This is a genomic window from Wansuia hejianensis (genome assembly GCF_014337215.1).
Taxonomy (GTDB): domain Bacteria; phylum Bacillota; class Clostridia; order Lachnospirales; family Lachnospiraceae; genus Scatomonas; species Scatomonas hejianensis.
This window is the reverse complement of sequence record NZ_CP060635.1, coordinates 2,672,787-2,685,405: the sequence shown is the minus strand read 5'-3', so window position 1 is coordinate 2,685,405 and position 12,619 is coordinate 2,672,787. Positions and strand designations below refer to the sequence as shown.

Below are 12,619 nucleotides of genomic sequence, written 5' to 3'. Positions count from 1 at the left end.
TGATGAGCGGCACCCTCTGCCTGTCCCGGTAGAGCGGATTACATTGATTTTATGAATGAATCATATTATAATGTTAGAGATAAAAGAGCAGAATTGGGGATGACGGCGGTTTGGCGTGACCGTTTTTAGCGGGAGGGTAATATGTCTATTACTGTAAGAGAAGTTTGGGAACTGAAGGAATTCCAGCCGTTTCAGCTGGTGGCCGGTGAAGCGGGCCTGGATAACAGGATTGATTCAATCGGGATTCTGGATTATGAGTATGCCCTGCAGAGCGGGGAGGCTCCTAAGAAGTGGACCTTCCGAAAGTACGATTTTGTGATCAGCAGCCTTCTGTTTGCCAAGGACGATCCAGGCATGCTGATGTCTGCGATTGTGGATCTGTGCCACGACCAGGTGAGCGCGCTGGCAGTTAAAAATGTCTGTTATCCGGAGCTTCCGGAGGAGGTGTTGAAGTATGCCGACGAGCATGGCCTTCCGATTTTTATGTTCGGAAGGGACGACGCATATTTTGAAGATATTGTCGTATGCCTGAAGAGTAAGATCGCAGAGCGGAACAATCTGGAGCTTCAGGAGCACAGAATTTCCCTGCTGCTGAGAGGGGAACTGGATATCAAGGGGCAGAGGGAGCTGAATCGGGAGATTCTGCCTAACCGTGTGGAGCCTTACAGGATTTTGTATTGTTTCATACGGGAGGAAGGCGGGAGGAAAATCAGGGATTATAGGAAATATTACCAGATACGGGAACGGGAGAGGAGCAAGCAGCCGGTATTTTATTATAAAGGAGGCTGTTTCATAGTGATCTATACCAATTCTACCAGGGAAGAGAGGCCGGAGAAGGAATATGGCAGATACCGGGAGCTTTTGCTGGAGCAGCTTCGGATGCCGCCGGAGGATTACTGGATTGGAATCGGAGAGATCCATGAAGACCCGGACGAGCTGATAACGGCCATGAAGGAAAGCTTTTGCGCCCAGCAGTATGCGAGGCTGTTTGAAAAGACCAGGGTTTATTATCATGATACGGGAATCTATCAGATTCTTCTCCCCTGTTACCGGGAGGAATGGTTTCAGAAATACAGCAGGAAGATTATTGACCTGATTCTGGAGTTTGACCGCCGGCATGACGGAGATTTGTACAAGACGACAGAGCAGTATGTGAAAAATTATGGGAACACTCTGGAGGTTGCGGAGAAAATGCATCTGCATAAAAATACAGTCCGCTACCGGATCAATAAAGTGAGGGAGCTGTTGAATATGGAGGAAGAATCCAGCTTTGACATGCAGATCTTCATGGCTTTTATGATCGATGAGCTGAACCAGTGGTTTCATGAAGATTTTTAGAGAATTGTATACAAAAAGCGTTCCTGGTGTGCAATACCGATAATAGATATTGCGTACCAGGTATTTTTTTGTGTAAAATTTCAGGATTTCTTGTGCGATGTACAAAAATTATCATAATATTTTTAACGGGGGACAGTGCATTAAATTTATGGACTTATTATAATTAAACCATCAGATCATGAAATCTGAACCATTCATCAAAGTCGTTTATAAGAGCTAAATGGTGTAGAGTAGGGTAATGGAAAATGAAATAAAAGTTAAAAGCCTGCACAAGGCCCTGGAAATCCTGAACTGTTTTGTAGGAAAAGACAGCCTCGGCGTTACAGAAATCAGCGAACGGTTCGGGCTATGTAAGAGTAACGTACATAACATCCTATACACATTCAGGCAGATGGGATATCTGGAACAGAATGAAGCTACGGGAAAATACAGGCTGGGAATGCAGATATTTGTATTGTGCAAAGGCCTGTCCGACAGCTTTCCGATCGCCAGGATCGCATTGCCGTATATGCAGGAGCTGTCTGACCGGGCCGGAGAACGGGTGTATCTGGGAATTCCCTGCGGATGGGAGGTATTTTATCTGGATTCTACTTATCCGTATCAGTCTCCCAATCTGATCAGAAGGGTGCTGGGGATGAAAACCCCGATGCATTGTACAGGGCTTGGCAAAGCGATCCTTTCCAATATGCCTGAAGAACAGAGGAATCAGTTTCTGGAAACCCAGAAGCTCACAGCGTTCACAGACGCGACGATTACCGGCAAAGAGGAGCTGAGAAGAGAGCTGAAGAGCACCCGGCTCCGGGGATATGCCATAGATCATATGGAGCATGAGTTCGGAATCAAGTGTATCGCGCTTCCCATCTTTGATAAAGACAGAAATATTTATGCGAGCATGAGCGTCAGCGGGCTTGCTTCTCATTTTACAGAAGAGAAGATGAGGGAATGGGCGGCCTGGGGACGTGAGTACGTAGAAAAAATTGAAAACTATCTATGATTTTTTTTTAGAACTGCCATAAGAACAACGTTCCGCTATAGTGAACGAAAAATAAATGGAGGAGATAACAATGAAAGAGCTGTCAAGAATGATTCAAAGCCTTCCGGAATCAGGAATCAGGAAACTGCAGGATGCTGCAAGAGAGGTGCCGGACTGCATCCGGCTGGAGACAGGCGAGCCTAATTTTATCACACCGGAGTACATCTGTGAAGCGGCGAAAAAGGCCATGGATGACGGGTTTACAAAGTATACTCCCGTACCGGGAATTAAAACTCTGCGGGAAGCTCTCGCAAAAGATTTTACTGAGAGATTGGGAAAAGAAGTGAAAATATCTGAGATCGTTGTAACGGGCGGAGCCTGCATGGCGCTGGAAGCGGCGCTGGGCAGTATCGGCAATCCCGGCGACGAGGTCCTGGTTCCCGATCCCAGCTGGCCGGTCTATGAAATGCAGGTAATGTCTCTGGGAATGACGCCGGTTCCCTATGTGATGCCGGCGGCCAACGGATTTGAGCCAAAGAGAGAAAATATCGAACCCTTTATCACGGACAAAACCAAAGCAATCATGGTAAATACTCCGTCCAATCCGACCGGCGCCGTATTCAGCGAGGAAACGGTCCGGATGATCATGGAGCTGGCGGAAAAATATGATCTGTATGTGATTTCGGACGAGATTTATGATTTCCTGATCTATGAAGGAAAACATTGTTCCCTGAAGGCTCTGGACAAAGACGGAAGAGTCATTCTGATCTCCGGCGCATCTAAAAAATACGCCATGACAGGCTGGAGAATCGGATATCTGATCGCTTCTGAGAAGATCATAGCCCTGGTCAACCAGATGATGGTGGCGATGATGGGGAATGCGACGGCAGTTGCCCAGAAAGCGGTAGAAGCCGCCATCACAGGCCCGCAGGACTTTGTGGGATTTTCCATAAAGGATTACAAAGCCAGAAGAGATGCGGCAGCGGCGATCTTCCAGGAGGAACAAGTTGGCTTCTCCTATCCCCACGGCGCATTCTACATGATGGTGGATATTTCCTGCTGCGGCATGGATTCAGAGGAATTCGCACTGAAGCTGCTGGCTGAAGAGCATGTGGGCGTGGCGCCGGGAGGGACCTTCGGCAAATCCACAAGCCAGATGATCCGTATTTCCTGCGGCACAGAGATGGATAACCTGTGTGAGGGCGTACGCCGGCTCTGCCGCTTTATCAAGAAATATACAAAATAACCAGTAAGGGCAACCTTGGCAGTGTCAGCTGCAAAGGGAGAGCAGTGAGAAATGCCAGTTGTATATAAAAACTCATCAGAACGGAGGAGAGAAGATGAAAAGAGCAAAGAAATTAGTAGGGATCACAGTTGCAGCTGTTATGGCGGCGGCAGCACTGGCCGGATGCGGCGGCTCCGGCGGAAGCACATCAGGGGACGGCGGCTCTTCAGCCATGGCAAACAGCGGCGCCGACTATCTGGAGGGCATCAAGGAAAAAGGTACTCTGGTGGTTGGATGTGATCCGACCATCGAGGGTGTATGCTATCTGGACCCGTCCAGCGGTGAAATTACCGGATTTATCCCGGAGATCATCAATGGCTTTGCATCTGAGCTGGGTGTTACCGTAGACTGGGAAACCCTGGAATGGTCTGCGATGCTGACGGCTGTTAACAGCGGCAAGGTGGACATGATCGCAGCCAACATGAACATGACCCTTGAGCGGGCGAGCCAGATTGTATTCAGCGATCCGTATTTTGTGGATCACGGCAAGGGCTGTGTGAAGAAAGATTCTCCCTATCAAAGTCTGGATGACCTGAACGGTGAATCCGTTAAAATCGGTGTGACAGAGGGAAGCGCATATGAGGATCTGATTCCGACCCTGTTCCCGGAGTCTGAGACAGTAACTCTGTCAGCAGGTACCTGGCAGGACGCACTGTCATCCGGCATCATTGATGTGGCGTTCGATGACGGCGTGGTATTCGCAGGGCCGCTGAACGTAAATGACAATATCCGTCTGCTGGACGGCAACGGCCCGTCTTATCTGAATGGATGCGCCTTTGCAATGGGCAACTATGTGACCCGCGATGCATTCAATCTGTACATTCAGAGATTAAAAGTTAACGGTGATTACGCAGATATCTATGCACAGTACATGGGAACTGAGTGGGTACCGGAGACAAATGTATCCAGCTATTAATGAAGATATGGGGCGGCGGGCATATGGCCGCCGCCCCTGTTTATACGGATAGGAGGGTATACCGTGAGTTTTAACTGGCGAGTTTTTGAGGCGACTCTTCCGGACTTTCTGAACGCGGCGGCCGTAACGGTTAAATATGCCGTGATTGCGATCATACTTGCGATCATCTGGGGTATTATCATCGGTTCTATTAATTTCCGGAGGGTAAAGGGTATCTGGCGGATTACCAGCGCATATGTCTGCTTTTTCCGTGAGACACCACTTCTGGTACAGATTTATTTCCTGTTCTATGGTCTGGCCAGATTGATGACTGTTAACGCGGGTGTGATCGGTGTCATCGCCCTGGTTCTGAACGACGGGGCATTTATCGCAGAAATTGTCCGTGGGGGGCTTCAGAGTATTGATAAGGGGCAGGAGGAAGCGTCCTGTGCGATGGGATTTTCCAAGCTTCAGACGCTTGTCTATTTCCTGATCCCGCAGGCATTTTCCAAGGTAAAGGATTCCATCATGAACATGGTTTCCATTATTATAAAAGATACTTCACTGTTGATGTGGATTACAATTACTGAACTGACCTATATGGCACACAGAGTAAATTCGAAATATTATCAGCCAATGACTGCCTACCTGACAGCCGCGGCTATTTATATGATTCTGTTCTTGCTTGTACAGGGAATCAAGAAACTTTTAGATCGGAGGTCGAAGAAGCAGAATGAGCTTAGCAAGTCTTAAAACGTTATTTGTTGACACACTTGTAGTGCAGGCGCTTCCGGTCACATTACAGCTGATTCTCGGTGCTTTTATCGGCGCCTGTATCATAGGGCTGGCAGGAGGCATTATCCGGGGGCTGAAGATTCCGGTCCTGGATCAGATTCTTGGCGTATATGCCCAGCTTTGCAGGGGAATCCCGGATATGCTGGTGCTGCTGTTCCTGTACGCCACAATGACTTCCGGAAGTACATATTCCATCGCTGTACTGGGCATGTCACTGATTCAGGGAGCTTATATTATGGAAATCATCAAGGGAGGTATATTATCCGTTGATAAAGGGCAGTGGGAGGCGGCCAAAGCCATGTCCCTTCCCATGCCGATCACATTATTCCGGATCGTTATCCCGCAGGTTATGCTGGTAGCTCTGCCGGCCCTGATCGGCCAGCTGGTCATGCTGATCAAGGGAACTTCCGTAGCTTCCACCATCGGCTGCCTGGAGCTGACCAAGAGAGCGGTTATCGCCATGTCTGGTTACTCTAACGCACTGATCGTGTACGGATGCGTTCTGATTATTTTCTTTATTATGTGTCACGCGCTGACCGTAGCCGGAAAGCAACTGGAAAAATATGTAGTGAAAAGGATAATGGGTGAAAAGTATGAGCGATAACAACAATGTACTGCTTTCGATGAAGCATATTACAAAAAAGTTTGGAAAGCTGACCGTACTGGATGATATGAGCCTGGACGTACACGAGCATGAAATCGTCGTGCTCTGTGGCCCCAGCGGCGGCGGCAAGAGTACACTTCTAAGGACTGTCAACGGTCTGGAGAAGATCAACGGCGGTGAGATCCACTACCGGGGAGAACTGGTAACCAGCAAAAATATCAAAAAAGTCCGTTCTCACATCGGAATGGTGTTCCAGAGCTTTAACCTGTTCGACAACCTGACCGTAAAAGACAATTTGATCATAGCGCCGACCAAACTCCAGAAAAAAAGTAAAGAGGAAGCGTCGAAAAAAGCTCAGGAGTACCTGGACAGCTTTGGGATCGGCGATAAGATGGATTCTTATCCCCACCAGCTCTCCGGCGGCCAGAAGCAGCGAGTGGCCATTGTGCGTTCCATGATGATGGAACCCGACCTGATGCTGTTTGACGAGCCCACCTCCGCCCTTGACCCGGAGATGATCAAGGAGGTTCTGGATTCCATCCGGAGGCTGGCTAAGATGGGCATGACGATGATCATCGTCACCCATGAGATCGGGTTTGCCCGTGAGGTGGCGAGCCGCATGCTGTTCCTGGAAAAGGCCAAGATTCGTGTGGATGCGCCTACGGAAGAGTTTTTCACAAGCGTAGAGGATGAACGTCTGCAGCAATTCCTGTCCGTAATTCTGAAACATTAAAGAAAATAATAGGGAGACTAATAAAATGAAAAAGTTATATGGAACTACAGTTCCCATCATCACACCTTTTGACGAAGAAGGAAAAGTGGATGTGGAATCCTTAAAGAAATTAACCGATCATGTAATTGACAACGGACTTTCCTGCCTGTATCCCAACGGCACCACGGGGGAGATGCTGCTCCTGTCTGTAGAAGAGCGGAAGCTGGTCAGCGAAACCGTAGTCAGGCAGGCGGCAGGCCGCGTGCCGGTATTCGTGCACGCCGGTGCCATGAACCTGGCAGATACTTTAGAACTGGCGAAACACGCCGTAGAGATTGGGGCCGACGGAATTGGCGTTGTAACGCCCTCTTATTTTAAGCTTTCTGATCGTGCGCTGGCAGATTACTATATCCAGGTGGCGAACAGTGTACCTCAGGATTTCTCCGTGTACCTGTATGCGATCCCTCAAAACGCGGTAAATGATATCAATGTCAGCGTCGCGGAACAGGTAGCAGCCGCCTGTCCCAACGTGGTAGGTTTAAAATACAGTTTCCCGAATATGTCCCTGCTCCAGCAGTTCATGCTGATCAGAGACGAAACATTTTCCGTCCTGGTGGGACCTGACGAGCTGTTCCACGTAGTGTGTGCGGCCGGCGGCGAAGGCACTGTATCCGGAAACGCACAGGTCATTCCGGAGCACTACGCAGCCCTGTGGGCAGCCATTCAGTCCGGTGACAATGAGAAAGCCAGGAAGCTTCAGAGAAAGACTAACGTGTTGAATAATATACTCTGCGCTAAGAACAACATTGCCAGCTATAAGGTGGTTCTGCGCGAAGAGGGAGTTATTAAGACGGCACATATGCGCGCGCCGATGGAAGAACTCACGAGAGAAGAAGAAGTGGCACTGATGAAGACATTAAAGGAACATAATTACAGAACAGTGTAGGATTTGTGGCGAGGGGGTAGTGGATACCCGGACGAAAAGCAGCGGGAGACCTCCGGCGGTTCCGGCCTGACGGGCAGACTGGGCTTCGGGCTGAAGTGATTCTAAGACTTGCGGAGGCCGCTCTCCAGGGGTACCGGGGAAAGTCCGGTGGAAGACTTGATGCCTTCCATCCTCCGTTCCCCTCGCCCGCCGTGCTTGAAGCACAGCAGACGCCTCCTGGAGAGCGGCCTCCGCAAGTCAAGAATCACTAACAACCCTGCAGAGGTCTGCCCATCAGGCCGGAACCGCCGGAGGTCTCCCGCTGCTTTTCGTCCGGGTATCCAAACGCCTCCCCCTCACCGACCATCAAAAAGCTATTGTTTTTTCAGGGGGATTGTGTATAGTTAGTATTAATATGACTGAGAAGGAGAAGGGAAGGAGGAGATGTTGAATGAAGGTGTTGAATTTTGGGTCATTGAACATTGATTATGTTTACTCGGTGGATCATATTCTCAGAGAAGGGGAAACGATATCGTCCAAAAAGCTGGAGGAATTTCCAGGCGGCAAAGGGCTGAATCAGTCTGTTGCCCTGGCCAGAGCAGGTGTGCAGGTGTATCACGCGGGCGCTGTAGGCCCGGAGGGGGAGATGCTGCTGGAGCTGTGCCGGGATAATGGTGTGAATACGGATTTCATACGCAGGGTGGATGTGAAGAGCGGGCATACGATGATCCAGGTTGATAAAAATGGTCAAAACAGTATTCTGTTGTTTGGAGGCAGCAACCAGGCTCAGACGGAAGAACATATCGGCCAGGTGCTGGAGCATTTTGGAAAAGGAGATATGATCCTTTTGCAGAATGAAATAAATCTACTGGACGTCATCATTGAAAAGGCTTATGCCAGGGAAATGGTCATCGTACTGAATCCATCGCCTTTTGATGAAAAGCTGGATACCTGTGACATGAGCAAGGTGTCCTGGTTCCTTCTCAACGAGGTTGAGGCCGGTCAGATGACAGGCGAGGGGGAGATTTCCCGTATGCCGGAAGCACTGGTGGAAAAGTATCCGGACGCCAGATTTGTCCTCACTCTGGGGAGCCGTGGATCTGTGTACAGAGACAGAGAGACAGAATACCGTCAGGAGATCTATCCCGTCAGGGCCGTGGACACTACCGCTGCCGGGGATACCTTCACCGGTTATTTCCTCGCCTCTGTGATCGCAGGCAAGAAGATTCCGGAAGCGCTGAGAATTGCTGCAAAAGCATCCTCAATAGCAGTATCAAGGCCTGGGGCGTCCTCCTCCATCCCCCGGAAAGAAGAGATAGAATAACTGTAATGCAGGTTTGCCAGTAAAGAGGCCGTTGGGCGTATGCCGGACGGCCTCATTGTACTTAGGATTGAGAAGGGCGGATATGCAGCGTATAAGGCTGCATATCCGCCCTTTGCTACATAATGATGTAAAACAGATTCACCTGTCAGCAGATGTGGGGAAATTTGAAGCAGAATTGCCTGACGGGAAAGGATATCCTGTGAAAAACCGGAATATCAAAGCATATGAACAGAGTTGCGGAAAAATGGGCATAGGCATATACGCAAACGGAATAAGGGTTATAAGAAAAATTATACTACCAAATGTAGCAATTTGAAGAACAAATATCAATCATTCGGGACATTGACGAATTTCAGAAAAGTCATGTAAAATTAGACCATAATCAAACAATAGTCTGGCAGGAACAGCGCGCACCTGCCGGACATGCACGCAATAAGTGCAGCTTAAAAATAGGGAGGGTTACATTATGTCTAATGAAAACGGCAATACATCCACACAGCCCGCGGGCAGCGGCGCCAATGTATACAAACTGATTAACTGGAAAGTTATGATTCCGGTGATGTTATTCGTTATGTTCCAGAGTGCATTTAACTCATTTTCTTCGGTTTTGGCTGCCATTACGGAGGTATTTCCGGATGCATCCAAAACGCTGGTTCAGATGATCCTGACAATTCCTTCACTGATTTCTATCCCCATGGGCCTTCTGGCCGGTGTGCTGGGCTCCTATGTCTATAAAAAATATCTGGTTCTGTTTTCGCTGCTGATGGAACTGATCGGCGGCCTTCTGCCCCTTTTCATCCACGGCAGTATCTACAGCCTGGTTATCAGCTCGGCGCTGATCGGTATTGGACAGGGACTTCTGATCAATGTGGCTTCTGCGGTTGTAGGTGAGAATTTTACGGGAACGGCCAGCGGCGTAGCCATGGGACTGAAGCAGGCAGCATCTTCTGTAGGAATTGCAATTCTGACAGTTGCAACAGGCTTCCTCGCCAGAGGTACCTGGTATAACGCGTATTATGTTTATCTGGCAATCATTCCGATCTTTATCCTGACCATGTTCTTCCTTCCCAAGGGTAAGAAAGATGTGAAATTGGTCGGTAAAGGAGTCGGAGCGTCCGGTCTGAAAAAGGTCTTTACGAGAGGCTGCGTTTACTACAGCATCTTGTCCTTCTTCCTGGCGGCAGCCAACTTCGCGTTCTATACAAATGTAGGTATGTCCATCATGTTCAAGGGACTGGGTGATGCCGGTGATATCGGTGTGGCTACAGCATGGAACTCAGTCATCACGATTATCCTGGGGCTTGTCTTCGGCTATGTGCTGAAGCTGTTCAAACGGTTCACAATGGCGGCGGCTGTTATCATCCAGGCGGGTTCTTATCTCCTTCTGGCCAACGCTACCAGTTTAGGAATGGTATCCGTCGGCGGCATGATCTACGGGCTGGGCGCGGGAATGCAGATGGTGGCCGCCTGCTACTACATACTGGAATCTGTTGAGCAGGACGCGGCATCCATGGCGATCGCAGTGTGCATGTTCTTCACCAGCATCGGCGTAAGCTTTTCACCGGTTGTTATCAATGCGATCGCTCCGATCTTCGGGCCGGAACTGAATGGCGTCACCGGATTCCTGGCGGCTGCTTCACTGCAGATTATCATATTTGTAATAGAGATCATCTATTGCATGGTATTTAACCGCAATTCTAAGATTGGCAAATAAAGAGAGTTTAGATGGAGGCCCTAAGAATGGTAAATGAAAAAGAAGATATGCTGAAGGTTTACAGACACGAGATACCGGACGGGCTGCCGCATCTCTTGAGCTCCGGGGTACATTTCCTGGCTCCTCAGAACGGTTTCCATGAGAGGCCCGCAGGGGGGAAGGGCGGAACAGACTGGTTCGGCGTACAGTGGATCTACAGCGAGGGAGACCTGGCTCCCGTGCCGGACAGCACAATCCCCCCGGTATGTGATGATATCTGTAAATGGCGGGAACAGGTGGTATTCCCGGATATGGACGCCTGGGACTGGGAAAAAGCCGCTGAAATCGACCATGTGGCAGAGGTTGACAGAGAACACAAGATGCTTTACACCAGCAGTCTGAACGGACTCTTTGAACGCATGCATACGCTGCTGGGCTTTGAAAACGCCCTCTGCTCCATGCTGACGGACCCGGAAGAGGTGGAAGCATTCCTGGACGCCATGGTGGAGTTCAAGTGTGCGCAGCTGACAAAAATCAGAGACTATTACCGCCCTGATGTGCTGAATTTTCACGATGATTACGGAACCCAGAGAGGATTATTCTTCTCACCTGATATCTGGAGGGACATGTTCAAGCCCCGCCTGAAAAAAATTGTGGATCACTGCCACGGGCTGGGAATGATCTTTGAGCTGCATTCTTGCGGACTGATTGAGGACATCATTCCTGATATCTGTGAGATTGGGGCTGACTGCCTGCAGTGTATGGATATTAATGACGTGAAAAAAATGAAAGAGATTACCGGGGATCAGATGGCCTACGGCGTGTCCCCGAATTTTCAGAGGTATGCGGCGGGGATGGCCGTGGGGACCATGGGCGAAAAAGAGCTACGGAAAGAGATCCACGAAGAAATAATGACTCTTTCAGAAGGCGGCAATTATTATCCGTTCATCAACCCGCCCTTTACCGAAATGGACCGTATCATCTGGGAAGAGGCAGAAGTGTGCAGGCAGGAGCTTTTGAAGCTTCACGGCGTGCTGGATTAGGGAGGAAACAGAAAATATGACAGCTAAGGAAAATTTATACCGGTATTATCATCATCAGACCTTTGAGGTAATGCCTCTGTTTGGAGAGGGAGAGCACAGCTTTTACCCGGTAAACGGCTTCCTGGAAAGGCCGCCTATGAACGGGGGAGGAAAGGACTGGTTCGGTTGTGAATGGATTTACAGTGAACTGGCCGGGGCGCCGGCGCCTTCTATGGAGCATTATGTGCTTGACGATATCTGTAACTGGCGGGAGAAGGTGATCTTTCCCGACCTGGACGCCTGGGACTGGAAAAAGGCCATGGAAGAAGATCAGGTGGCCGCGGCAGACAGGGAACATCAAGTGGTGAATCTGGTGATCTGCACAGGCATTTTTGAACGTCTCCACACGCTGATGGGCTTTGAAGAGAGCCTGATGGCGATGATTACAGACCCGGAGGAGGTGGAGGCCTTTTTCGACAGAATGACAGAATACAAGATCGAGCTGATTGAAAAGCTCCATCAGTATTACAATCCGGATGTGATAACCTTCCACGATGACTGGGGAACCCAGAAGGCCATGTTCTTCTCACCGGAACTGTGGAGACAGCTTCTGAAGCCCCGCATGAAGAAGATTGTGGATAAAGCCCATGAGTGTGGAATCGCATTCCTGCAGCATTCCTGCGGTAAGATGGATGAAATCATACCGGATATCTGCGAAATCGGAGTGGACGTGTTCCAGTGCATGGACATCAACGATATCGGCGCGGCTCTGGAAAAAACCGGGGATAAGATGTGCTATCAGGTTTCCGTTCACAGCCAGCTCTTTGAATCCATGGATAAATCAGGACAGCTCACCGAAGAGATTGTCAGAGAGATGGTACACAAGGAATTCATGGAGTGGGGTGCTACCGGAAAATATGACCCGCTGGTATTCCCGCCCCAGACCTGGTATGAGAAGGTGGTCATGGATGAATTCCTGAAGTGCCGTGAGGAGCTGAGAGGCACGTATAAATAAAGAGAGATAAGGCAGCTGGGCTGCATAACTGAGAGAGA

The 12,619-nt window shown here is 49.4% G+C and carries 13 protein-coding genes; all 13 read left to right on the top strand.

The window, feature by feature from the left end; translation table 11 throughout:
• Positions 1-141: 141 nt before the first annotated feature.
• On the top strand, positions 142-1,338 hold the full coding sequence (locus H9Q79_RS12515; protein ID WP_118643502.1) for a PucR family transcriptional regulator: 1,197 nt from the start codon (positions 142-144) through the stop codon (positions 1,336-1,338).
• A 238-nt stretch (positions 1,339-1,576) separates the two neighbouring features.
• Positions 1,577-2,332, top strand: a complete 756-nt coding sequence (locus H9Q79_RS12510) for an IclR family transcriptional regulator (protein WP_118643504.1) — start codon at positions 1,577-1,579, stop codon at positions 2,330-2,332.
• A gap of 70 nt (positions 2,333-2,402) precedes the next feature.
• Positions 2,403-3,557: a pyridoxal phosphate-dependent aminotransferase gene (locus H9Q79_RS12505; RefSeq protein WP_249328420.1), complete on the top strand. Its 1,155-nt coding sequence runs from the start codon at positions 2,403-2,405 to the stop codon at positions 3,555-3,557.
• Positions 3,558-3,651: 94 nt separating this feature from the next.
• Positions 3,652-4,512 (top strand): substrate-binding periplasmic protein, encoded by an 861-nt coding sequence (locus H9Q79_RS12500; protein WP_249328419.1) that lies wholly within the window; start codon positions 3,652-3,654, stop codon positions 4,510-4,512.
• Between the two features lie 63 nt (positions 4,513-4,575).
• Complete coding sequence (locus H9Q79_RS12495; RefSeq protein ID WP_249328418.1) at positions 4,576-5,244, top strand: amino acid ABC transporter permease; 669 nt, start codon at positions 4,576-4,578, stop codon at positions 5,242-5,244.
• Positions 5,225-5,890: an amino acid ABC transporter permease gene (locus tag H9Q79_RS12490; protein WP_249328417.1), complete on the top strand. Its 666-nt coding sequence runs from the start codon at positions 5,225-5,227 to the stop codon at positions 5,888-5,890. The genes H9Q79_RS12495 and H9Q79_RS12490 overlap by 20 nt, the downstream gene beginning before the upstream one ends.
• Positions 5,880-6,623 (top strand): amino acid ABC transporter ATP-binding protein, encoded by a 744-nt coding sequence (locus H9Q79_RS12485; RefSeq protein ID WP_283245080.1) that lies wholly within the window; start codon positions 5,880-5,882, stop codon positions 6,621-6,623. The genes H9Q79_RS12490 and H9Q79_RS12485 overlap by 11 nt, the downstream gene beginning before the upstream one ends.
• Before the next feature lie 25 nt (positions 6,624-6,648).
• On the top strand, positions 6,649-7,548 hold the full coding sequence (locus H9Q79_RS12480; protein ID WP_118643514.1) for a dihydrodipicolinate synthase family protein: 900 nt from the start codon (positions 6,649-6,651) through the stop codon (positions 7,546-7,548).
• A 430-nt stretch (positions 7,549-7,978) separates the two neighbouring features.
• Positions 7,979-8,851 (top strand): ribokinase, encoded by an 873-nt coding sequence (locus H9Q79_RS12475; protein ID WP_118643516.1) that lies wholly within the window; start codon positions 7,979-7,981, stop codon positions 8,849-8,851.
• Positions 8,852-8,933: 82 nt separating this feature from the next.
• Positions 8,934-9,167, top strand: a complete 234-nt coding sequence (locus tag H9Q79_RS12470; protein WP_118643518.1) for a hypothetical protein — start codon at positions 8,934-8,936, stop codon at positions 9,165-9,167.
• 150 nt (positions 9,168-9,317) lie between these two features.
• Positions 9,318-10,565: an MFS transporter gene (locus H9Q79_RS12465; RefSeq protein WP_249328416.1), complete on the top strand. Its 1,248-nt coding sequence runs from the start codon at positions 9,318-9,320 to the stop codon at positions 10,563-10,565.
• A 26-nt stretch (positions 10,566-10,591) separates the two neighbouring features.
• Positions 10,592-11,587: a uroporphyrinogen decarboxylase family protein gene (locus tag H9Q79_RS12460; RefSeq protein WP_249328415.1), complete on the top strand. Its 996-nt coding sequence runs from the start codon at positions 10,592-10,594 to the stop codon at positions 11,585-11,587.
• A gap of 16 nt (positions 11,588-11,603) precedes the next feature.
• A complete protein-coding gene (locus H9Q79_RS12455) occupies positions 11,604-12,581 on the top strand; it encodes a uroporphyrinogen decarboxylase family protein (protein WP_249328414.1) in 978 nt (325 codons plus the stop codon).
• The last annotated feature ends 38 nt before the right edge of the window (positions 12,582-12,619 follow it).

What these genes read in the sequence shown, in the direction of transcription:
- H9Q79_RS12515 (WP_118643502.1), top strand. Translation starts at nt 142, where the DNA reads ATGTCTATTACTGTAAGAGAAGTTTGGGAACTGAAGGAATTCCAGCCG.
- H9Q79_RS12510 (WP_118643504.1), top strand. Translation starts at nt 1,577, where the DNA reads ATGGAAAATGAAATAAAAGTTAAAAGCCTGCACAAGGCCCTGGAAATC.
- H9Q79_RS12505 (WP_249328420.1), top strand. Translation starts at nt 2,403, where the DNA reads ATGAAAGAGCTGTCAAGAATGATTCAAAGCCTTCCGGAATCAGGAATC.
- H9Q79_RS12500 (WP_249328419.1), top strand. Translation starts at nt 3,652, where the DNA reads ATGAAAAGAGCAAAGAAATTAGTAGGGATCACAGTTGCAGCTGTTATG.
- H9Q79_RS12490 (WP_249328417.1), top strand. Translation starts at nt 5,225, where the DNA reads ATGAGCTTAGCAAGTCTTAAAACGTTATTTGTTGACACACTTGTAGTG.
- H9Q79_RS12485 (WP_283245080.1), top strand. Translation starts at nt 5,880, where the DNA reads ATGAGCGATAACAACAATGTACTGCTTTCGATGAAGCATATTACAAAA.
- H9Q79_RS12480 (WP_118643514.1), top strand. Translation starts at nt 6,649, where the DNA reads ATGAAAAAGTTATATGGAACTACAGTTCCCATCATCACACCTTTTGAC.
- H9Q79_RS12475 (WP_118643516.1), top strand. Translation starts at nt 7,979, where the DNA reads ATGAAGGTGTTGAATTTTGGGTCATTGAACATTGATTATGTTTACTCG.
- H9Q79_RS12470 (WP_118643518.1), top strand. Translation starts at nt 8,934, where the DNA reads ATGCAGCGTATAAGGCTGCATATCCGCCCTTTGCTACATAATGATGTA.
- H9Q79_RS12465 (WP_249328416.1), top strand. Translation starts at nt 9,318, where the DNA reads ATGTCTAATGAAAACGGCAATACATCCACACAGCCCGCGGGCAGCGGC.
- H9Q79_RS12460 (WP_249328415.1), top strand. Translation starts at nt 10,592, where the DNA reads ATGGTAAATGAAAAAGAAGATATGCTGAAGGTTTACAGACACGAGATA.
- H9Q79_RS12455 (WP_249328414.1), top strand. Translation starts at nt 11,604, where the DNA reads ATGACAGCTAAGGAAAATTTATACCGGTATTATCATCATCAGACCTTT.